This is a genomic window from Pelistega sp. MC2, from assembly GCF_900099475.1.
GTDB classification, from domain to species: Bacteria; Pseudomonadota; Gammaproteobacteria; order Burkholderiales; family Burkholderiaceae_B; genus Taylorella; species Taylorella indica.
Genome location: NZ_LT628275.1, coordinates 117,643 through 138,616 on the forward strand (window position 1 = coordinate 117,643; position 20,974 = coordinate 138,616).

The 20,974-nt window shown below is 38.8% G+C and carries 19 protein-coding genes, 2 tRNA genes, 1 pseudogene and 1 riboswitch; of the genes and pseudogenes, 13 read left to right on the top strand and 9 right to left on the bottom strand.

All coding sequences use genetic code 11. The features are described 5' to 3' along the window. Positions 1 to 10: 10 nt before the first annotated feature. From tpiA to azu, 4 genes are all read left to right on the top strand, one after another. Positions 11 to 775, top strand: coding sequence for a triose-phosphate isomerase (gene tpiA, locus BQ4443_RS06060; RefSeq protein WP_023951849.1), 765 nt, complete (start codon positions 11 to 13; stop codon positions 773 to 775). Positions 776 to 791: 16 nt separating this feature from the next. Then, a complete protein-coding gene (gene secG, locus BQ4443_RS12775; protein ID WP_083331883.1) occupies positions 792 to 1,802 on the top strand; it encodes a preprotein translocase subunit SecG in 1,011 nt (336 codons plus the stop codon). Positions 1,803 to 1,876: 74 nt separating this feature from the next. Further along, positions 1,877 to 1,961: transfer RNA gene (locus BQ4443_RS06070), tRNA-Leu, on the top strand. A gap of 477 nt (positions 1,962 to 2,438) precedes the next feature. Further along, the gene (azu, locus tag BQ4443_RS06075; RefSeq protein WP_071058378.1) at positions 2,439 to 2,891 is read left to right on the top strand and encodes an azurin; all 453 of its coding nucleotides are present in this window, start codon (positions 2,439 to 2,441) and stop codon (positions 2,889 to 2,891) included. A gap of 168 nt (positions 2,892 to 3,059) precedes the next feature. Here azu and BQ4443_RS06080 read toward each other — a convergent pair whose 3' ends face one another. Continuing rightward, positions 3,060 to 3,587, bottom strand: a complete 528-nt coding sequence (locus BQ4443_RS06080) for a PD-(D/E)XK nuclease family transposase (protein ID WP_071058379.1) — start codon at positions 3,585 to 3,587, stop codon at positions 3,060 to 3,062. Here BQ4443_RS06080 and BQ4443_RS06085 point away from each other — a divergent pair. Beyond that, a pseudogene (locus BQ4443_RS06085) lies at positions 3,583 to 4,158 on the top strand (integrase core domain-containing protein); the annotation flags it as partial. The gene BQ4443_RS06080 and the pseudogene BQ4443_RS06085 overlap by 5 nt on opposite strands. 166 nt (positions 4,159 to 4,324) lie before the next feature. Here BQ4443_RS06085 and BQ4443_RS06090 read toward each other — a convergent pair. The 3 genes from BQ4443_RS06090 to BQ4443_RS06105 form a co-directional block, all read right to left on the bottom strand. Next, complete coding sequence (locus BQ4443_RS06090; protein ID WP_023949285.1) at positions 4,325 to 4,729, bottom strand: VOC family protein; 405 nt, start codon at positions 4,727 to 4,729, stop codon at positions 4,325 to 4,327. 329 nt (positions 4,730 to 5,058) lie between these two features. After that, positions 5,059 to 5,508 (bottom strand): virulence-associated protein VapD, encoded by a 450-nt coding sequence (locus BQ4443_RS06095; protein WP_023952713.1) that lies wholly within the window; start codon positions 5,506 to 5,508, stop codon positions 5,059 to 5,061. Positions 5,509 to 6,060: 552 nt separating this feature from the next. Continuing rightward, a tRNA-Arg gene (locus tag BQ4443_RS06105) sits at positions 6,061 to 6,135 on the bottom strand. 180 nt (positions 6,136 to 6,315) lie between these two features. Here BQ4443_RS06105 and BQ4443_RS12425 point away from each other — a divergent pair. Then, positions 6,316 to 7,305, top strand: a complete 990-nt coding sequence (locus BQ4443_RS12425) for a c-type cytochrome (RefSeq protein WP_023952717.1) — start codon at positions 6,316 to 6,318, stop codon at positions 7,303 to 7,305. 220 nt (positions 7,306 to 7,525) lie between these two features. On the opposite strand, the gene gshA is transcribed toward BQ4443_RS12425, so the two are convergent. Beyond that, positions 7,526 to 9,085 carry a glutamate--cysteine ligase gene (gene gshA / locus BQ4443_RS06115; RefSeq protein ID WP_143000568.1) on the bottom strand — a complete coding sequence of 520 codons (1,560 nt, stop codon included), beginning with the start codon at positions 9,083 to 9,085 and terminating at the stop codon, positions 7,526 to 7,528. Between the two features lie 302 nt (positions 9,086 to 9,387). Between gshA and BQ4443_RS06120 the strand changes: the two genes are divergently transcribed. The 4 genes from BQ4443_RS06120 to BQ4443_RS06135 all read left to right on the top strand — a co-directional run bounded on the left by BQ4443_RS06120 (position 9,388) and on the right by BQ4443_RS06135 (position 14,167). Continuing rightward, a complete protein-coding gene (locus BQ4443_RS06120) occupies positions 9,388 to 10,560 on the top strand; it encodes a homoserine O-succinyltransferase MetX (protein ID WP_052019395.1) in 1,173 nt (390 codons plus the stop codon). Between the two features lies 1 nt (position 10,561). Further along, positions 10,562 to 11,179, top strand: a complete 618-nt coding sequence (gene metW, locus BQ4443_RS06125; RefSeq protein ID WP_031274771.1) for a methionine biosynthesis protein MetW — start codon at positions 10,562 to 10,564, stop codon at positions 11,177 to 11,179. Positions 11,180 to 11,181: 2 nt separating this feature from the next. Then, positions 11,182 to 12,414, top strand: a complete 1,233-nt coding sequence (locus tag BQ4443_RS06130) for an AmpG family muropeptide MFS transporter (protein WP_083331884.1) — start codon at positions 11,182 to 11,184, stop codon at positions 12,412 to 12,414. Between the two features lie 226 nt (positions 12,415 to 12,640). Continuing rightward, positions 12,641 to 14,167, top strand: a complete 1,527-nt coding sequence (locus BQ4443_RS06135; RefSeq protein WP_071058383.1) for an acetyl-CoA hydrolase/transferase family protein — start codon at positions 12,641 to 12,643, stop codon at positions 14,165 to 14,167. Positions 14,168 to 14,231: 64 nt separating this feature from the next. On the opposite strand, the gene BQ4443_RS06140 is transcribed toward BQ4443_RS06135, so the two are convergent. From BQ4443_RS06140 to BQ4443_RS06150, 3 genes are all read right to left on the bottom strand, one after another. Further along, positions 14,232 to 15,017: an exodeoxyribonuclease III gene (locus BQ4443_RS06140; protein WP_071058384.1), complete on the bottom strand. Its 786-nt coding sequence runs from the start codon at positions 15,015 to 15,017 to the stop codon at positions 14,232 to 14,234. Between the two features lie 13 nt (positions 15,018 to 15,030). Beyond that, positions 15,031 to 15,891, bottom strand: coding sequence for a DMT family transporter (locus tag BQ4443_RS06145; protein ID WP_256330923.1), 861 nt, complete (start codon positions 15,889 to 15,891; stop codon positions 15,031 to 15,033). 86 nt (positions 15,892 to 15,977) lie between these two features. Further along, positions 15,978 to 16,772 carry a DODA-type extradiol aromatic ring-opening family dioxygenase gene (locus BQ4443_RS06150; protein ID WP_071058385.1) on the bottom strand — a complete coding sequence of 265 codons (795 nt, stop codon included), beginning with the start codon at positions 16,770 to 16,772 and terminating at the stop codon, positions 15,978 to 15,980. Positions 16,773 to 16,960: 188 nt separating this feature from the next. Here BQ4443_RS06150 and pyrE point away from each other — a divergent pair, with 188 nt between their 5' ends. Together pyrE and BQ4443_RS06160 are read left to right on the top strand one after the other, a co-directional pair. Continuing rightward, entirely contained in the window at positions 16,961 to 17,626 is a 666-nt protein-coding gene (gene pyrE, locus BQ4443_RS06155; protein ID WP_023952246.1) for an orotate phosphoribosyltransferase, read from the top strand. Positions 17,627 to 17,655: 29 nt separating this feature from the next. Further along, a complete protein-coding gene (locus tag BQ4443_RS06160) occupies positions 17,656 to 18,294 on the top strand; it encodes a hypothetical protein (RefSeq protein WP_023952248.1) in 639 nt (212 codons plus the stop codon). Positions 18,295 to 18,383: 89 nt separating this feature from the next. On the opposite strand, the gene BQ4443_RS06165 is transcribed toward BQ4443_RS06160, so the two are convergent. Further along, entirely contained in the window at positions 18,384 to 19,277 is an 894-nt protein-coding gene (locus BQ4443_RS06165; RefSeq protein ID WP_023952250.1) for a lysophospholipid acyltransferase family protein, read from the bottom strand. Positions 19,278 to 19,612: 335 nt separating this feature from the next. On the opposite strand from BQ4443_RS06165, the gene metK reads away from it, so the two are divergent. Next, on the top strand, positions 19,613 to 20,779 hold the full coding sequence (gene metK, locus BQ4443_RS06170) for a methionine adenosyltransferase (RefSeq protein ID WP_023952252.1): 1,167 nt from the start codon (positions 19,613 to 19,615) through the stop codon (positions 20,777 to 20,779). Positions 20,780 to 20,793: 14 nt separating this feature from the next. Beyond that, a riboswitch (S-adenosyl-L-homocysteine riboswitch) is annotated at positions 20,794 to 20,870 on the top strand. The last annotated feature ends 104 nt before the right edge of the window (positions 20,871 to 20,974 follow it).

A 20,974-nucleotide genomic window follows, 5' to 3' on the forward strand; every position in this document is an offset into this window, starting at 1 on the left:
CTAGAAACATATGAGTGATGAGATACGTAAAAGTACGTCTCGTCTTGTAGTAGGTAACTGGAAAATGAATGGAAGTCTGGCGTTAAACCAGACATTATTGGCTGGCTTACTAGAGAAAACTAAGGCGACACCAGAAAAGTATGCAACGGTGCAACTAGCTGTCTGCCCGTCGTTTCCTTATCTAGCGCAAGTACAACAGGCATTGAGCGGATCCAGTATTTCTTGGGGAGCTCAGGATATAAGCTTATACACTGAAGGTGCTTACACAGGTGAAGTATCCGTGGGTATGCTTATGGATTTTGCGTGTCAATGGGCGATTGTGGGGCATTCAGAACGACGTAGTTATCATGGTGAGACTAGTCAACAGGTGGCAGAGAAAGCCCGTTTGGCACTTAGTCAAGGCATGACGCCAATAGTTTGTATTGGTGAGTCTTTAGAGCAGAGACAAGAGGGTAATACATTAGCCATTATTGAACAGCAATTAAAGCCTGTGCTTGCGTTGGGAGAGCAACTCAAAAATATAGTAGTTGCTTATGAACCTGTTTGGGCAATTGGGACTGGGCTGACGGCTACGCCAGAACAAGCCCAAGAAGTGCACGCCTTTATCCGTGAGTTATTACGACAACAGCAAGCGCCGCAGGTACAAATTTTATATGGTGGTAGTGTTAAATCAGCTAATGCGGCAAGTTTGTTTGCTATGCAAGATATTGACGGTGCATTAGTTGGTGGCGCTGCCTTAGATGCAGATGAGTTTTTGGCTATTGCAATAGCTTAATTTTTTCGGAGTAGTTATGTTAACTTATTTATTCCCAATCCTAATTGCCGTACAGGTTATTAGTGCTTTAGCGATTATTGCACTAGTGCTATTACAGCAGGGAAAAGGTGCAGATATGGGCTCATCATTTGGAAGTGGCTCAGCTGGTAGTATCTTTGGATCGGCTGGCTCTGCAAATTTCTTTTCACGTATGACAAAATGGGCTGCAGTTATTTTCTTTGCGAGTACATTAGGTTTGGCTTATGTTGGGTCAGGTGGATTGGAGAAAAAAGCACCTACATCAGGCGGTAGTTTGATGGAAGGTTTTGCGCCAACGCCTACAGCAGTACCTGATAATACTACATCGGCAGTGCCAACAGCACCAGCTAGTAACGCTGACGCTGCGACAGCTAACACATCTAGTACAACAGGCACAGCAACATCTGCTCCTGCCAATGAGACTAATACGGCGACAAATAGTGCTTCGTCCTCTTCTAGTGATACTGCTGTTTCAGCATCTTCTGGCACAGCAACACCTGATGTATCAATGACTAGATCAGAGACAACAGCAACAACATCATCTGCAACAGCACCTGCCACATCTAGCACGAGTACATCAACTGCTGATACTACTGCAGCAACAAGCGCTAAAACAGTAGATGCTGCTGCAGCAAACTCAGCAGCAAGCGCAACTACAACGACGGCTGAAGCGGCTGACAAATCAGTTTCAACGGTAGCTGATGGTGCAGCTCAAAAAGATGCTACTGCTACTACGGCTGCTACTGCTTCTGATAAAGTCGAGCAAGCAGCAGATAAAGTAGAGGCTGCTAAAGATAAGGTACAGGATGTAGCAAATTCTCATGCAGCAACGGCTACTGAAAATGCTAAACAGGCGAGTGAAGCAGTGATGACTAAATCACAAGAAGCGACAAATCAAGCAACAGCGGCGGTGAAAGAGACGAGCAAAGCGATGGAGAAAGAGGTGACTTCACCTATCTCTACAGAGAAAGATTCTAATGTAGGTGGTTCAAAAGCACCTCAGCAATAGACTAGAAAATTGACATTAAACTGTCAAAAAGTTCTGAATTTCTCAGATAAGTTATGTATAATAACGACTTTATTGCTCACGTGGTGGAATTGGTAGACACGCTATCTTGAGGGGGTAGTGGCGAGAGCTGTACGAGTTCAAATCTCGTCGTGAGCACCAAAATGTATTTCATTTGTCCGTAAGTCCCTGATTTCTTTTAAGGAATCAGGGATTTTTCTTTGGTATTATTTATTGTTGTTAAAAGTTAATCGTCAATTGCTAATCACTAATTGCCACTTCTCAAGAGTAGTCATATTATTGACTCTTTTTAAAGAAAGGTAGGTAGTGATATTGATAGTGGTTGATAAAAAATATGGTAACCACCTATTTCAATTGGGTCATGAAACTTAATGAAACAGCTTATCTGAGCTTTTTAGTAGGGTAATAAGTGATAGACAACTGTATGGCTTTTTGAAATTAAATGCAAAATAGGATGAACTAGAGGGTATATTCTGAAAAATAGATGATATTTACAGTAGTTTATGTGATGGTTAATGAAACTAAATAGCGTTTGGCACGCCTTGCATCATAAAGAGTTTAGTTATATGCTAATTCCTGAAAATTGAATTTTTAGTATGTTTTTAGAGGAGTTATACTATGTCAATGAAAAAATTTGCTTTAGCGGCTGTATTTGCCGTAGCTGCTACACCAGTAATGGCTGCTGAATGTAGTGCTGTTGTTGAGTCAAACGACCAAATGCAATACAACACTAAAGAAATCGTGGTAAGCAAAGCATGCAAAACATTTGATATTGAGTTGAAGCATGTAGGTTCAATGCCAAAAGCGGCAATGGGTCATAATATTGTCGTTTCTAAAGAGGCTGATGTAACAGGTATCGCAACTGATGGCGCAGCGGCGGGTCCTGATGCTAACTATATCAAAGCAGATGATGCTAGAGTTATTGCACACACTAAATTAATTGGTGGCGGTGAGTCTGATAAGCTAACATTAGATCCTGCTAATTTATCTAAAGATGACGCTTATACATTCTTTTGCTCATTCCCTGGTCATATCGCTATGATGAAAGGTACTGTAAAAGTAACTGATTAATAGTATCTAACTAGAAAAATAGAAATAAATAAAGAGGATATTCTTTTCTGAATATCCTCTTTCTCTTTGATAATATTTTACTTTTTACTTTTTAAGTGACGTTGTTTACTTAATGGAAAATACGACTTGTTATTAATGAAAAATACAACTTATTGGGTGATTGTGTACTTATAGTTTCTCAATTATTTCTATGGGTAAACCAGTGACATCATGGATAAGGGCAGTATCTGTGCCACGCGCTTTTAGTTTTTTAGCGGTAGAGAGCTTCTCTTCTTCTCTGCCAATAGACATCCCTTTCTCTTGACCAATGGCTATCCCTTCTTCTCTGCCTAGTGCTAAGCCTTCTTCTTTCCCAATATTAATCCCTTCCTGAAGCCCCTTTTCTTTCCCTTCATTATATTTAACATCAAGGGAAATCATATGATTCCAATGGTATTTATTCTGACGAATAAAGTCCTCCACCTGTTGGGCGGTCATATTCGCGACATTGGCTTTGCGAAAGATTTCTCTAAAGGTATCGTCAGTAATAAATTGATGTGGCATGGTTTTCATCTCTCCAAGGAATTTAATGAAATATAGCCAAGTGTGTAGGCGACTGTTCTGATAGTCTAGCGTATTTTTCTGGATTTTGGGTAGTTCCAGAAAAATTAAGTTGAGTTTATGACTAATNTGCAAGAAAGATGAAGAGCAAGCCATGGGTGAGATTGAAACCGCGCATCCTGGCTATTTGGGTTCACAAGATACCTTTTATGTGGGGCATTTAAAAGGGGTAGGACGTATTTATCAGCAAACATATGTCGATACTTACAGTAAAGTAGCGCATTGTAAGCTATACACCTCTAAAACCCCTATTACTTCTGCAGACTTACTTAATGATCGTGTATTACCTTTTTATGCAGAGCATGATTTACCTGTATTACGCATTCTGACAGATAGAGGAACAGAGTTCTGCGGTAAGGTAGAGCATCATGATTATGAGCTTTATCTAGTTATTAATGAAATTGAGCATACAAAGACTAAGGCTCGATCACCTCAAACCAATGGTATTTGCGAGCGCTTCCATAAGACCATTTTGCAGGAGTTTTATCAAGTAACGTTCCGCAAAAAACTCTATGCTGATTTAGATAGTTTGCAAAAAGACCTAGACGAATGGCTTGATTTCTATAATAATGAACGAACTCATCAAGGAAAGATGTGCTGTGGGCGAACACCCATAGAAACATTGATTGATGGTAAACAGATTTGGAACAGCAAAAAGCTGAGCTAAATCTAATCTGACAGACACCGCTTGTCAAACGGGGAACTGTCAGATGAAGTCTGAACTTCTACAGTTTAATGGCAAAGACTGTTGGCTTTAGGACCTTTTGTTCACAAATAATGCTTGCGAGAGGATGGGCTTTAATGCCCATCCTCTTCAATTAGTCATATTCCTATTATGATTCACTCAATTCAGTAATTGGGTATTCTGATGGACCAGATAATACAATTCTATATCCGTCAGGATCTCGTAACCATACTTCCCATTGCCTAGCTCGTTCATTGAAAAATGGTTCTTTATCCAACTTGGTATGATTATCACGTAATCTCTTGATGGCTTCATCAAAATTATCAATACTTATCCAGATTAAAACACCGTTTCCTAGTGTCCCCTCTGGAGTTAATAAGATACCATGATTCTCATCAGGATCCATGTTATGAAGTTGCAGAATGAGTTTCCCATTGTGAATCAGTTGTTCGTAATGAGACCCACCGTGTCCTTTGGCTAATCCGAGATTATTTTTGTACCACTCAGCACTTAATTGCACATCTTGGACAGTTATTAATGTTTGATTATGCATTAATTAGTTCCTCTGCTTTTGCTATCTCAACTGCATTATAGTCGTTGAGATTCACTAAATAAATTAGTTGAATTTGTTTTTACCTACATATTTGCCTACTATATCTTGACGTAGTTATTTTATTCCAACTAGTGGTTTTTATATTATATATATCAATAAGTTAAATAAAAAATAGGGCGACTTGTGGAGTTTTTGGAGATCTAGAGATATTTTTGCTTTAACTTCCTTTAATAAAAAGTTCAGTATTAAATTTGAATGATGTTGTGAATACCGCTAAACCGCATATAAAAAAACGCCTCTAAAGGGCGTTTTAAATGTTGTTTTAGAGGTTATTTAGTTTTTTTGCTTTTAATAGGTTGGTTATCTTCCAATAAAAATACTTCTTTACTAAGGATTTCTTTGATTTTGGCTGTAGGTAACCCAGCGTCTTTTAATTCGGCTTCTAGTTTTGCTAAACGTTGATTAAATAACTGTTTGGCTTCATAAACTCCACGAGCGATGAAATCGGCGTTTAAATCGCTTTCAAGTCTGTAAAACTTGATGTTAGAAACGCAACTAAAAAACCAGTCATATCTAGCTGTTAATTCTTGAATAGCTAATGTCCCATGAGCTTCACTAATGCCATCATTACCTAAATAAACACTACCTTGTAAATGGTTAAATCCATGCTTTAACAGGATTGCTTTTATATCGGCATAAGCGTTTTGATAGCTCATGGCGTGATATTGTTCTCTTAAACAATCTGTATCCATGTCGAATGTGATTAAATACTTACTCATATTTGGTTAACCTCTTCAATGTTTTTCTGAATAGGGAGTATTTTACTAATTAGTTGTTTTAGATGCGTTAACAATGCTATATAAAGCATATAGATTATTTACTTGTTGAATGATATTTAGTTGTTCTTCTGTGGAGAGAGTAGCTAACTTCTCTAACATTTCTATTTTAAATGGATTTCTAGCTAAAATTAATCTATCCATGAGCCATACAGAGGAAAAAACCACAAATTGCGCTAAAAACTCCACAAATTTGGGGGAAAAACGCAAGTTGGTGGGTAAAAAACACAAGCTAGAAAATTTTAATGAAAATAATTCGTGATTAAGGTAGGAATGATTCATTTTTACAAAATAAAAACAAACTAAATCTGTGTGGGTAAAAATCTAACTTGTGTAGGTAAACTAATGATAATTTACCTACATAATTTAATCAATAGGCTTAAATTTAATCGAAGTAAAATAAAGAAAAAGGAAGGAAATTTTATTTTAACCAGTTGTTTTTATTAATATTTTTAAACTGTTTTGAATAAAAATAAATTTTTTTGAATTTGTTGATGGCCTCACCGACAGGAATCGAACCTGTATCAAGAGCTTCGGAAACTCTTATTCTATCCATTGAACTACGGTGAGAAAGCCTCTATTGTAAGTGAAATAATTTAAAATTTAAGCATAAACGTGGCAAAAAAGTAAATATTTCCGCAAAAAAAAAGATATTTTGAAGAATAATGATAAATCCTATTATCTCAAGTGTAGAGTAAAGTTATAATCACATATTATTAGTATTTATTTCTTATTTTTTTAGGATTTTTTATGAGCACGAACGCTAATAAATCAAGCCAAACATTATTAAAACTGGCGTTGGTATTGTTATTGCCTATCATCCTTATCATTATTTTAATAAAGACATTCAGCTCTTCAGATACTGACCCTGCCTTATTAACATCTGATGCTATTGAGGATCGTATTGCACCTGTAGCTAAATATAATACGGGGGCACCAGCTATTACATTAGATAGTGGTAAGAAAGGTCCTTTAACAGGTGAAGAGGTTTACAAAAGCGTCTGTATGTCCTGTCATGATGCTGGGCTAGCAGGGGCGCCTAAGAAGGGTGATAGTGCTGCGTGGGCACCTCGTATTGCACAAGGTGAGGCTACTCTATTTAAGCATGCACTTGAAGGTTTTAATGGAATGCCGTCTCGTGGTGGTAATCCTAAGCTAAGTGATTTAGAAGTTCAACGTGCGGTTGTATTTATGGCTAATGCATCAGGTGGTAAGCTTGCTGAGCCTGCTGACAAAGGTGCCGATGCTAATAAAGTCGATGATAAAAAAGCTGATAAACCAGCTGAAGCAGCACTAGCAACAGTGACAGAAGCTAAACCAGCTGAAGCAGCACCAGCAGCAGCGACAGAAGCTAAACCAGCTGAAGCAGCACCAGCAGCAGCGACAGAAGCTAAACCAGCAGAAGCATCACCAGCAGCAACGACAGAAGCTAAACCTGATGAGACTGCTCCAGCAGCAGCTGCACCAGCACCTGCTGCTACTAAAGGTACAGTAGACATTGAAAAAGCAAAAGCTTTATTTAATTCGAAAGCTTGTTCTGCGTGCCATAGTGTAGAAGCTCAGGTTGTTGGTCCCGCATTCAATGATGTATCTGCAAAATACTCTGATCCAGCAACAGTTGCTGCTAGTATTAAGGGCGGTAGTTCTGGTAAATGGGGAGCAGTGCCAATGCCTCCTAACCCTGTAAGCGATGAAGAAGCACAAATTCTTGCTGAATGGATTGTTTCTTTGAAAAACTAATCTGGCAATCTACAAAATGAGAAGGGGGTGATATAAATATCATCCCCTTTTAATTTGTTGATAGTAAAGTTTTCGGCGTGCAGATTTTGATACTTAATCAGTGATGTATTGGTTGAGGAAATCTGCACGTCAAAAATAATCATCTTAAGTACCCCACATAATAGGGGCATAGGATTAAAAATTATTAACCTAAATTCTATGCTAGCGGGATAGTTTAAGTTTAAATTTTTAATGCATCCATAAATTGCTGTAAGTAGGTTGCAAAGTCAATATGATCAGACTTCTCGATTTGTTCTTGTTGGGCAATACTTTCTTTACCTTGCTGTAGAAATTTGTCGTAAAGTTCTTTATTGAGGGGGACGACTCTTAATGTATCAGTATTAAATTGGCTAAGCTTAGTAATACTCTCATTAAAGTGATTATTTTCTTTTTGTAATAGTGCTAATACTTGATTAGAAGGGCACAGTGTTGAATCTAATAGTTTAGTTTTTTGAGCATCAAGAGAACGACTATAAGCTTGTGTATTATAAGCTTTATCTAATAATGTCGCGGCAATTTTGATTTGTTCAATAAGTGCTAAGCCCCACTCTTTTAGCGAGATGTCTTTATCCTGATTTAGGAGTGTTAGACCAGGCTGGCGACCATAGTTTACTACTTTATTAAAATTGCTCTCACTTTCTTTACATTGTCCAGTTCCTGGAAAAGCAGCACTTTGGGTGCAAGCACAATAAAGTAAAAATGCGTCCAGGAATCGGCAGGTATCCTCACTTATACCAAGAGGATGGAAGGGATCAATATCGATGCAGCGAACTTCAATGTATTGAATCCCATCTTTTAATAATGCCGTGATAGGACGCTCACCTCTGCCATGTGTGCGTTTAGGACGAATAGTGGCATAAAATTCATTTTCAATTTGTAGGATATTCCCATTTAATTGAATCCATTTACCGTCTTTTTGTGTACCGAGTGCTTCGTAGGCTGGCCAAGGTGTAGTAACTGCATCATAGATAAGTTGTGCAAAGCCTTCTAAGGTATTAAAACATGATTTAAGGTTAGATTGAGCGTCATTTCTATACCCTAAATCGCTCATTCTTAGACTAGTAGCATAAGGTAAATAGTATGTATGATCTTCTCCTTCAACAAGGGGAGTAAGACGTTTCTTTTGTTCCTCATTAAGGAAGGATCCATTAATGGTGGGTGATGCCCCAAACAAATACATTAGTAACCAAGCATAGCGCTTAAAATTGCGAATTAATGCCATATAACCGACATTTTGTTTTTCTTGCTGGGTATTCCCTTCTATAGGGAGTAACTGCCATAGTTCTGGTGGGAGTGAAAAATTATAATGTAGTCCTGCGATACATTGCATTTTCTTACCATATCGTAGTGCTAAGCCTTCACGATATACATGACGTAGTGTGCCAGAATTTGAGGTACCGTATTCAGCAATAGGAATATCCTTTTCCTCTGGGAGGTGGCAAGGCATGGATTGTGTCCATAGATTTTGATCGGGTACGCTTTGGACAACAAATTGATGAACATGGTGAAGTTCCATAAGGAGTTCTTCAACAGTTTTGTGGGGGCTAGTAATTAGTTCAATTAATGCCTCTGAATAGTCTGTTGTAATATTAGGATGTGTAAGTGCAGAGCCAAGCACTGTAGGGTGCTTATCAAGTGCGACTTGTCCATCTTTAGTGATACGTATAGCTTCGCGTTCAATGCCACGCTGGATTTCTTTTAATAATTCTGGCTGTTGTTGAAGAGAGGATAAGTTTTGCACGATGCACCTATATGCTTTTAAGATATATACATTTTAATAGAATTTCGCTTAAAAATGCAGATAACCTTATACAGGAAGGGGTGGAGTGGTTTTTAAGGGGTGTAGATTTTAGGATTATTAAAAGAGCTAGCATAAATTCTACAAATATTGGCTATTCGAAAGAGTTGTTCGCTTGCTGAGTGAATGATCATTATCCTAATTGAAAAGTGCTAAAATAAAACGACATTTTGATTAACACGAGCGCCGATTTGCTTTGATCTGCTTGCGGGCGCCTACAAATCCAGCTAAAGAGGTCCCTCTCTATGGTCTCATTAAATTCTTCTTCTGAACTTCAATCAGTGGGCGTTGTTAGCCCAACTTATATTGACTTTAACGATCCATTGGAGTTATCCAGTGGTCAGATTATCCAGCAATATACGTTAGCGGTAGAAACTTATGGCACGCTCAATGAAACCGCCTCAAATGCTGTATTAATTTGTCATGCATTGAATGCCTCACATCATGTGGCTGGTATAAATGCTAAGGACTTCAAAGATATTGGTTGGTGGGACAATATGGTTGGGCCGGGTAAGCCATTAGATACCAATAAGTTTTTCGTGATTGGGGTGAATAATTTAGGCTCATGCTTTGGTTCAACAGGCCCTGCCAGTATTAACCCAGAAACACAAAAGCCATGGGGGGCTAGTTTTCCTGTGGTTACTGTAGAAGATTGGGTAAATGCACAAGTCAGAGTAGCCGATCATTTTGGTATTAAGAAATTTGCTGCTGTCATGGGTGGTTCATTAGGTGGGATGCAGGCATTAAGCTGGGCTATACAATGGCCAGAACGATTGGAACATTGTATTGTCATTGCGAGCACGCCTGGGTTGTCTGCACAAAATATTGCGTTTAACGAAGTTGCACGGAGAGCAATTATCACAGACCCCGATTTTCATGAGGGGCATTACTATGATTATCAAACCGTCCCTAAAAGAGGTCTGTCTGTAGCGCGCATGATTGGTCATATCACCTATTTATCTGACGATGATATGGCGGAAAAATTTGGACGAGATCGTCGTTATACAGCAGAGGGAGATCGTTATCAATATGGTTATGATGTAGAGTTTGAGGTTGAATCATATCTGCGATATCAGGGTGAGAAATTTTCTACCTATTTTGATGCTAATACGTATTTGCTGATTACGAAAGCTCTTGATTACTTTGATCCTGCCAAGCAATATGGTAATGGTGATTTAAGCAAAGCATTAGAAAATGTAAAAGCAAAATTTTTAACGATTTCATTTTCTACTGACTGGCGTTTTCCTCCTGAGCGTTCTAGAGAGCTCGTTAAGGCATTATTAAATAATAAACATCATGTTACCTATGCTGAAATTGATGCTCCTCATGGGCATGATGCGTTTTTATTAAACGATAAAACCTATCATGAAGTAGTGGCGGCGTATTTTAATCGTATTGCAACTGAGTTAGGAGTATAGAATGAGTTCTCAGCAATCAACAATTATGTTGCGTCCTGATTTACAACGTATCGCTAACTGGATCCCTTCTGGGAGTCGAGTACTCGACTTGGGTTGTGGTAATGGTACATTATTGTCATACTTACAAGAAGAAAAACAAGTGGATGGGATAGGTGTTGAAATTGACAATGAGCGTGTTGTTGCGTGTGTCAGTCGTGGGGTTGAAGTTATTCAACAGAACTTGGAAGAGGGACTGGCCCTGTTTAATGATAAACAATTTGATGTCGTTGTACTATCGCAAACGTTACAAGCCATGTTGAATACTGAACATATTCTGAAAGAAATGGGTAGAGTAGCGAGTAAAGGAGTAGTGTCTTTCCCTAATTTTGGACATTGGACGCATTGGTGGTCAATTTTGCACGGTCGTATGCCAGTTACGGGACAAATGCCTTATGAATGGTATAACACGCCAAATATTCATCTATGTACACTCAGTGATTTTGAAGATTTGGCTACAAAAGTTGGTTTAAGAATCAAAGAAAGAGCTACTTTTAAAGAGGGTGAGGAAATTTCAGTATTCCCGGGGTGGCGTAGTACATTAGCCGTTTATTATTTTGAGTCAAATCAAGTGAGTCAATAAACGTGATTAGTGAATCTATTAAAAAGTATTTAAGTCCTAGGGTCTATCCTCTGCTTGTATTGGGTATTGCAAGTGGCTTGCCATTGGCATTAACAGGGGGGACATTTCAGGCTTGGGCAACAGTTGCAGGTGTTTCGCTTAAACAAATTGGCTTTTTAACGCTTGTTGGTACGGCATATACCTTTAAATTCTTATGGGCTCCCTTAATTGACCGCTATGCCCCACCATTTTTAGGGCGTCGTCGTAGTTGGATGGTGGTTTCTCAGGTCGCTTTGGGAACTGTCATGTTGTTGATGGGGTTATTGAATCCAGCGCAAGACTTGATTTGGTTAGCCTTATTAGCCACTACATTGGCCTTTTTATCCGCAACACAAGATATTGCTTTTGATGCTTATAGTACCGAGGTTTTAGATAAGGATGAACGAGCTCATGGTGTAGCAGTGCGAACCTTAGGGTATCGTATAGGTATGATCATATCTGGGGGCTTAGGGATTGTTCTGGCAGAACGTTGGTTGGGCTGGGGCGGTATGTATATGGCGATGGGTTGTTTGATGTTTGTGTTTGCCATCTGCAGTGCTATAGCTCCCGAAACTCGTGAAGTGCAAGCGCCTAGAACCTTGCAAGAAGCATTTATCGTGCCTTTTAAAGAGTTTTTTTCTCGACCAGAAGCATTGGCGATTTTAATGTTGATTGTGTTATACAAATTAGGTGATGCTTTTGCAGGGGCACTATCAACGACATTTTTAATTCGAGGAGCTGGTTTTGCCGCAGAAACAGTTGGGTGGGTAAACAAAATTTTAGCTGTTATTGCTACTATCATTGGTGCACTGGTAGGTGGTGCCTTGATGAATAAGCTCGGATTATATCGTTCATTGATGTTATTTGGTGTGCTGCAAGCTGTGTCTAATTTGGCGTATTGGCTAGTGGCGATTACTCCACATAATCTTCCCATAATGGCATTAGCTGTAGGGCTTGAGAATATTAGTGGAGGTATGGGTACAACAGCGTTTGTTGCCTTGGTGATGGGGCTTTGTAATAGCAAATACACGGCAACCCAGTTTGCTTTATTAACAGCATTATCCTCAGTGGGTAGAGTCTTTTTGGCGGGGCCATTAACACCTCCTCTTGTTGAATCCTTAGGGTGGCCAGCTTTCTTTTTATGTACTGTGTTGATTGCTTTGCCAGGTTTATTTTTGTTGAGATGGCATAAAGCACGTATCATGGCGATTGAATAACGTATGCCATGAAATAGTCTTATTTTGTCGATTGTTGATAAAAAAATTAAGCGATTTTAATCGAAGATGTAAGTACTTAAAAATAGTTATTTAATTGTGTCAAAACATAACTATTCTATGCGGTTATTACTTAATTTGTCATGTTTGCTTGGTATAATTCGGGTAGGAGATGACTACCGCAGAGTCTTTCATTATAGGTTCTTATTTCATATAACAAGAGATTACCATGACACAACATTTTGAATCCCTTTCTCGTATTAAATGTCAAGCCTTGCACGCTAAAGTGATGAGTGCCGAGCAAGCTGCAGAGCTTATTCCATCAGGGGCTACTGTCGGCATGAGTGGCTTTACTGGATCTGGTTATCCTAAGCAGATTCCGTCTGCCCTAGCCAAGCGTATCCGTGAAGCTCATGATAATGGTAAGGCATTCAAGATTAATGTATGGACGGGAGCTTCTACGGCACCTGAATTAGATGGTGCATTGGCTGAGGCAGATGGCATTAATATGCGATTACCTTATCAATCAGATCCAACTTGTCGTAATAAAATTAACACTGGGCAAATGCATTATATGGATATCCATTTATCTCATGTTGCTCAGTATGCGTGGTTTGGTTTTTTAGGTAAATTAAATATTGCTGTGATTGAGGTAGCTGGTATTCGTGAGGATGGTTCGTTAATTCCTGCCGCTTCTGTTGGTAATAATAAAACGTGGATTGATCAAGCAGACAAGGTTATTATTGAAGTTAATTATGCTTTAAGTGAAAAACTAGAGGGTATGCATGATATTTATTATGGTACTGCTTTACCCCCACATCGTAAACCTGTATTGATTAATGAACCTGATGATCGTATAGGTTCCCCTTATTATCAATGCCCACAAGAAAAAATCATTGGTATAGTAGAAACTTACGATCGCGATAGAGTTAATCATTTTAGTGAGCCTGATGAGGTCGCCAAAAAAATTGCGAGTCATATTTTAAATTTCTTAAAAGAAGAGGTTCGCAAAGGTATTTTGCCCCCTAACTTATTACCTTTGCAATCTGGTGTAGGTGATGTATCGAATGCTGTTATTTCAGGTTTGCAACATGGTGAATTTGATAATTTGACGGCTTATACAGAAGTAATTCAAGACGGTATGTTAGGCTTAATTAAGTCTGGTAAATTGAAAATGGTATCAGCTACCTCTCTTTCATTGAGTCCTGACGGTGTGGATGAACTCAACGAAAATATTGATTTCTATCGTGAGCGTATTATTTTACGTACACAAGAAATTAGTAATCACCCAGAAGTGATTCGTCGCTTAGGGACAATCGCTATTAATGGCATGATTGAATGTGATATTTATGGTAATGTGAATTCTACCCATATCATGGGGAGTGGCATTATGAATGGTATTGGTGGGTCTGGTGATTTTGCTCGAAATAGTTTTATTTCATTCTTTGTGCGCCCGTCAATCGCTAAAAATGGTGATATTTCAGCAATTGTGCCTATGGTGTCACATGTCGATCATACAGAGCATGATGTACAAATTATTGTGACTGAGCAAGGTCTTGCTGATTTGCGAGGTTTGTCGCCTCGACAACGTGCAGAAAAAATCATTGAAAACTGTGTTCATCCGGATTATAAAGAGGCATTATGGGATTATTTCCATCGTGCACAGCAATCTGGTGCTCAGCATACACCGCATATTCTTTCGGAAGCATTAAGCTGGCATGATAGATACTTGAAAACTGGCACGATGAAAAAATAACTTTATACTTTATTAGTATAAATATCGGGGGCACGTTTTATAACGTAAGCCCCTTTAGTATTTTTTAGAGACTGACATCATAATCAATAGTTAATGGTGCATGGTCTGAGAATCGCTCATCTTTATAGATATATGCCGCTTTGGCTTTTTGGGCTATACCCGGCGTAGCAATTTGGTAATCAATACGCCAACCGACATTCTTTGCCCATGCTTGGCCACGATTACTCCACCATGTATATTGCTCGGCCTCTTGGTTGAGTAGACGAAAAACATCTACAAAGCCCCGAGTTTCAAAAACCTCCGTCATCCATGCGCGCTCTTCGGGGGTAAAACCAGAGTTTTTTAGATTACCTTTCCAGTTTTTTAAATCAATTTCTTTATGGGCGATATTCCAGTCACCGCAAATAATGTATTCATGTCCAGTTTCGCGGTGGTGTTTCATCATGGCATCAATCCAAGAGCCAAATTTGGCTAGAAAACGGAACTTTGCCTCTTGACGCTCTGGCCCGCTAGATCCAGATGGTAAATAAGCACTGACGACAGTGAGAGAACCAAAATTAGCACTAATTAAGCGACCTTCACGGTCAAATTCATCACAGTCCATCCCCAACACGTAGTCAGCAGGTATGGAGGTATAAATACCGACTCCGCTATAGCCTTTCTTCTCAGCATGATTAAAATAGCCTTGATAGTGTAGGGGAGAACGTAAGTCTGGTGTTAAATCTGCATCACTGATTTTGATTTCTTGTAGACAGATAATATCCGCTTGATGTTGATGTAGCCATTCAAATAAGCCTTTTTTTGTTGCTGAACGAATACCATTAACGTTAATGGAGGTAACTCTTAACACAATACTTTCCTTTTTAATGTGAGGTTTTATTTTGAGGATAAATAGCCGCACCAATGATAAGCATACCACCTATCAACATTTTAATCGTTGGTTCTTCATTAAATAAAAACCAAGCAACAATAATAGCGTAAACAGGCTCTAGCGAGATAATAAGCCCGGTAGTACGAGCATTGATATATTGCACACTACTAACAAAAAGGAAGTGGGATAAAGCGGTACATAGAATACCTAAAATAGATAACCAGAATATATCCATTCCAGTGATGCTGAATGTGCTTAAAGTGAGTAGCGGTAGGGTGAATAAAGAGACAAATAAATTTTGCCAAAATGCAATAGTAATGGGATGTAATTGCTGGCCTATGGTTCTATTGACTACAGCAAGTGCGCCAAAACTAAAACCAGATATAATTCCCCATAGTAGCCCAGAAGTATTGCTATTTTTTAAATCAAGTTCTGGAGAAACCAACAATAAACCTACCATGACGACAATGACTAATATCCATGAGGTAAGGTTGACATTATCTTTAAGGATAAATCGTTCAATGAGTGTAATAAAAGCGGGGAAACTGGCAAAACCTAGGGTCGCCATTGCCACGCCACCTATTTTTATCGCATAAAAAAATGTCACCCAGTGTATGGCTAATAACGCACCAGAGAAAGCTAGTTTTGCAAACAGTGGTTTAGTCATAACGCTTTTTAATTGTTGTCCTAACAACCTTGCTACGATAAATAAGCTGACAAAGGCAAAGGCTGCTCGACCAAAAGTAATCAGCGCCGCATCTGTCTTAATGAGTGCACCTAAGATGCCTGTCATGCCAAATAGGAGAGCAGCAAAATGAGCAAATAATAATCCTTTTCGATAATTGGGCATCATGGAATAAAGAAGGTTAAATAAAAAGATTATATAGAAAAAAGAGCAAAGTTGAATATTAATCAGCCAGAATGCTTTAAAGCGCTGGATTAGCCAAATTTAAAGCTACTGACAGTAACACCCCCCATTACATTGTCTTCGTGATAGTTAATCTCAACCATATCATTACCGGCAGCACCAATAGCTACCATTAAAGGAATGAGGTGATCCTCCATGGCATGGGCGATGTGAGCAGAAGGTGCAGTTTCCCAATGAATTAGCGCTTCTTTTCGATCATTTGACTCTTGCGAGAGTGCATTACGTAGCCATTGGTCAAACTCTTTAGAGGGTTGTGTGCCATGAGCATTAAATAAGCGCATATTATGAAAGCTTAGACCACTAGCAATAATCAATATACCTTCTTCTCGTAATGAGGCTAATGCTTCTCCCAAACGAATATGATAGGCAGGGTCAAAATGGCGTTCAATTGAGAGCTGAATCACGGGTATATCCGCATCAGGAAACGCCAAAGCAAGTGGCACAAATGCGCCATGATCAAAACCCCTTTCAGTATCTTTTATTACACTGAAATTAGCTTGCTCCAGTTTGTCTTGAATGTATTCTGCTAGCAAAGGATCGCTTGGGGCAGGATACTGAATATGGTAAGTATGCTCAGGGAAACCATAATAATCATAAAGCATTTTAGGTTGCTGCTGATGCATAATAGCCAAATGACCTTGCGTAATCCAGTGTGCAGAAATCATTAAAATGGCTTTGGGTTTTTCAGGTAGTTCAGTGGCGATGTGCTCTAATGATTGTCGTAGACCAGCATAATCCTCTGCCCATTGTTCAATCCATGGCCAAGGGCCACCACCATGTGAAATAAAGTAAACAGCTTGTTTCATGATAAATCCTCAATTGTTGATGTTGTTATTGTATAGAGGGTTTTTATAGAAATGAAGATATAAAAAATAGATGAATCTTTTCCAAATAAGAAATAATTAAATCAAATCCGCTCCCTATTGATAGACGGCGAAAAGGTGTAAAAGTATTAAAATATGCCTATGTTTAATCGTTAAAATTGGAAATTAGTATGTCACAGAATAACAGCCTTGATTTTGTTCGTTTCGCATTGGAGCAGGGAGTATTAAAGTTTGGAGAATTTAAAGTTAAGTCTGGTCGCTTAAGTCCTTATTTTTTCAATGCAGGATTGTTTAATACTGGTCGTTCAATAGGTGCGTTATCTCAATTTTATGCTAATGCTTTAGTTGAGTCTGGGGTGGAGTTTGATATGTTGTTTGGACCAGCTTATAAAGGCATTTCATTAGCCGCCACAACAGCGGTTGCGTTAGGAAATCACCCACAATTAAATAAAGATGTTCCGTTTGCATTTAATCGTAAAGAAGCTAAAGATCATGGTGAGGGGGGGGTCTTAGTGGGCGCACCCTTACAAGGTAAGGTAGTGATTATTGATGATGTTATTACAGCAGGAACATCAGTCAGAGAATCAGTAGAAATTATTAAAAATGCGGGTGCGACGCCAGCAGCGGTATTGATTGCTTTAGACCGAATGGAGAGAGCGGGTGCAGATGATGCACTATCTGCTCATTCTGCTGTAGAAGAGGTTGAGCAAAAGTATGGTATGCCTGTAGTGAGTATTGCTTCATTGAACGATATTATGCAATTTTTAAATCAAGATCATTCTTTTGATATGTATAAAGAGTCAGTGGTAGCTTATAGAAATCGTTATGGTATATAAGGTTATGGTATATAGGATAAGGAGCAAACATGATTACGTTTACAGAAAGTGGTTATCCTCAGTTTTTCGATGAAGTTCCTACGATAAGAGTTAAAGATGCCTTAGCTGATTTTTTAGGGGCAGCTAAGGACGGCATTATTGAGTATCGTTATGTAGATGCGGTTCGTTTAGCCGGTCATTCTTGCCCAACGGTTGCAGGTGCCTATTTAATGGTGCTTCGAGGTCTTGAAGCTTTATACGACGAAGAGGACGAGTTACCTGATCGTGGAGGAATTGAAGTCATTATGCAGGAATCAAGAGAAACAGGAACAACGGGTGTTATTGCGTCCGTAGCGACATTATTAACAGGTGCAGCAACAGAAATGGGGTTTGGAGGTATTGGTGCCGCTGGATATTTTTCTCGTCGGCACTTATTATCTTTTGATGGTGAAATTCAAGGCACAATGGCATTACGTCGACGAGATACAGGCAAAATGGTGAATGTTATTTTTAATCCAAGTATTGTACCGTTTGCGCCAGAAATGACGCAGGTTATGTCCAAAGCGGTTACAGGACAGGCTAATGCTGATGAATTGCGTCTTTTTAAAACGCTATGGCAACAACGTGTAAAAGATATTCTGGTGACACAAATTAATCACCCTGATTTAGTTCATGTATTTGTTGTGTAATGACGTTTTTTATGGGGTGGAAATTTATAGGGCGTGAAGATTGTTTAAGTTAAAAATAGTTAAGATTAAACTAAATTAACGCAATATTTTTAATACAATTCTTTTTCGCCCTCAGGTCTTGTTTTAAATCGACGGTGAATCCAGTAGTATTGAACAGGATCTTGTCTAATCCATTCTTCTAATAAGCGGTTTAGGCGTGCGGTAGCCTCCTCAATTGTGTCTTCTCCTGGAAAGTTATCTAATGGTGGTAGTACCTTAATATGATAGATGCCTGTTTTAATATCTAAGCGAGTGACGACAGGACAAACTTTAGCCTTAAATGTTTTAGCAATTTGTGCTGTGCTCGATAAGGTGGCACTTTGGATGCCAAAAAAAGGGACAAAAATAGACTCATCTCTCCCAAAATCCATATCAGGCAAATAATATAAAGCAACGCCATTGCGCATATGGCGAATAATGCCACGAATTCCGTCCTGACGACTTAATAAATGCACTGTATTAAAGCGAGCTCTACCCTTGCGAATCAAGGCATCAAAGACAGGATCATGTTGTGATTTGTACATGGTACAACCATCAGGAATATGCGTTGTTAAGATGGTGGCTGCTGTGTCTAAACCAATAAAATGGGGGGCTAAAATCATGAGTGGCTCATGGTTAGCTTGAACCTGTTTTAGATAGTCAACACCTTCTAAGGTGGTCATCTCATGTATTTTATCAAGGGGTGCATACCAAAGAACCCCACGATCAATAAATGACTGTGTCGTCAAACGAATATTTTGTTTGGTCCATTGCTCAATTTGTTGTTTTGAAGCCTCTGGAAAAGCAAGCTTGAAATTAGTGCGAATAATATGTACACGTCTTTTGACAATAAAGGGTAAAAACCAAGATAACACCGCACCCAAACGTAAGCGATTGCTATGTGAGAGTGAGCCTATTCCTTTGAAAATAAACTCCAGCAAGCGGTATTTAAAAGTGTTTTCCATGAGCGTATTTTAATAGTCTTAACATTGACGAGTCGTTATGTTAATGAATGTGTAATATCAATAAGAGTAATGTTTACGCATCAAATTATAGAGCGTATAGTAGTCTTTTACAAATCTAGCTTAATAAGTGATGATTCTGTAAATGACAGAAGAGAAACATTAATCTTATACAGATATTGGTTTTTTTTAATATCTTATTGAAAATTAGATTAAAATGTAAAGTTATCTGCCGAGTTAAAGACAACTTGCGGGGCAGAGTAAATATTCCGCTAAAGCGTCGCACTTTTATTAAGTTGCAACGCGTTCTCTATTATTTCTTTTAGGACGCATAGTTTATGTCTACACACGAATATTTATTTACCTCAGAATCAGTATCTGAAGGGCATCCAGACAAAGTAGCAGATCAAGTGTCTGATGCAATTTTGGATGCAATCTTAGAACAAGATCCCAACGCCAGAGTCGCTGCTGAGACCTTATGTAATACAGGTTTAGTTGTATTAGCAGGGGAAATTACGACGACAGCAAATGTTGATTATATTGATATTGCGCGCCAAACAATCAAGCGTATTGGGTATGACAATACAGACTATGGTATTGATTATAAAGGTTGTGCTGTTTTAGTGGCATATGATAAGCAATCTCCTGATATTGCCCAAGGGGTTGATAGAACAGCAGAAGAAATTCTTAATCAAGGTGCAGGTGACCAAGGACTTATGTTTGGTTATGCTTGTGATGAAACACCTGATTTAATGCCTGCCCCTATTTGGTATGCTCACCGTTTAGTACAACGCCAAAGTGAATTACGTAAAAATGGTACATTGCCTTGGTTGCGTCCAGATGCAAAATCACAAGTGACATTCCGTTATGTAGATGGCAAGCCAGCAGAAGTAGATACTGTCGTATTATCTACTCAACACCATCCTGATATTTCGCAAGCACAAATTAAAGAAGCGGTGATTGAAGAAATTATTAAACCAAGTTTTGCAGATGGTTTAGTTACACCGAAAACGAAGTTCTTTATTAATCCAACAGGGGTTTTTGTGATTGGTGGGCCACAAGGAGATTGTGGTTTAACTGGACGTAAAATTATTGTGGATACTTATGGTGGTGCTTGCCCTCATGGTGGTGGTGCATTCTCAGGTAAAGATCCTTCAAAAGTTGATCGTTCAGCTGCTTATGCTGCACGCTATGTAGCAAAAAATATCGTGGCAGCAGGTTTGGCTCGTCAATGCCAGATTCAGGTAAGTTATGCGATTGGTGTGGCAGAACCAATTAATATCACTGTTTACACTGAAGGTACTGGCGTAATTCCAGATGAGCAATTAGCCCTATTGGTGCGTGAGCACTTTGATTTACGCCCAAGAGGTATTGTGCAAATGTTAGATTTATTGCGCCCAATTTATAGCAAATCGGCTGCTTATGGTCATTTTGGACGCTCAGAGCCAGAGTTTTCTTGGGAAGCGACTGACAAAGCGGCTATATTAAAGGCAGCAGTAAAATAATTTTTTAGTAAAATGAGTTTGAGGGGCGCTGCAACAGGGATTACTCTGCTAGGCTCAAACCACTTTCAGATATTAACGGCGCTCATCTTATTTGCAGAAATAGAGCAAGAAGATGAGTGCTTTTTTATTGCCGATAAGATTTGGTTTTTTGGGTGACTAAGCCAATAAAGAGTCACTCGTTAAATTTAAAGGATT

What these genes read in the sequence shown, in the direction of transcription:
- BQ4443_RS06150 (WP_071058385.1), bottom strand. Translation starts at nt 16,772, where the DNA reads ATGAAACAAGCTGTTTACTTTATTTCACATGGTGGTGGCCCTTGGCCA.
- pyrE (WP_023952246.1), top strand. Translation starts at nt 16,961, where the DNA reads ATGTCACAGAATAACAGCCTTGATTTTGTTCGTTTCGCATTGGAGCAG.
- BQ4443_RS06160 (WP_023952248.1), top strand. Translation starts at nt 17,656, where the DNA reads ATGATTACGTTTACAGAAAGTGGTTATCCTCAGTTTTTCGATGAAGTT.
- BQ4443_RS06090 (WP_023949285.1), bottom strand. Translation starts at nt 4,729, where the DNA reads ATGCATAATCAAACATTAATAACTGTCCAAGATGTGCAATTAAGTGCT.
- metK (WP_023952252.1), top strand. Translation starts at nt 19,613, where the DNA reads ATGTCTACACACGAATATTTATTTACCTCAGAATCAGTATCTGAAGGG.
- metW (WP_031274771.1), top strand. Translation starts at nt 10,562, where the DNA reads ATGAGTTCTCAGCAATCAACAATTATGTTGCGTCCTGATTTACAACGT.
- tpiA (WP_023951849.1), top strand. Translation starts at nt 11, where the DNA reads ATGAGTGATGAGATACGTAAAAGTACGTCTCGTCTTGTAGTAGGTAAC.
- BQ4443_RS12425 (WP_023952717.1), top strand. Translation starts at nt 6,316, where the DNA reads ATGAGCACGAACGCTAATAAATCAAGCCAAACATTATTAAAACTGGCG.
- secG (WP_083331883.1), top strand. Translation starts at nt 792, where the DNA reads ATGTTAACTTATTTATTCCCAATCCTAATTGCCGTACAGGTTATTAGT.
- BQ4443_RS06165 (WP_023952250.1), bottom strand. Translation starts at nt 19,277, where the DNA reads ATGGAAAACACTTTTAAATACCGCTTGCTGGAGTTTATTTTCAAAGGA.
- azu (WP_071058378.1), top strand. Translation starts at nt 2,439, where the DNA reads ATGTCAATGAAAAAATTTGCTTTAGCGGCTGTATTTGCCGTAGCTGCT.
- BQ4443_RS06120 (WP_052019395.1), top strand. Translation starts at nt 9,388, where the DNA reads ATGGTCTCATTAAATTCTTCTTCTGAACTTCAATCAGTGGGCGTTGTT.
- BQ4443_RS06095 (WP_023952713.1), bottom strand. Translation starts at nt 5,508, where the DNA reads ATGAGTAAGTATTTAATCACATTCGACATGGATACAGATTGTTTAAGA.
- BQ4443_RS06145 (WP_256330923.1), bottom strand. Translation starts at nt 15,891, where the DNA reads ATGATGCCCAATTATCGAAAAGGATTATTATTTGCTCATTTTGCTGCT.
- BQ4443_RS06135 (WP_071058383.1), top strand. Translation starts at nt 12,641, where the DNA reads ATGACACAACATTTTGAATCCCTTTCTCGTATTAAATGTCAAGCCTTG.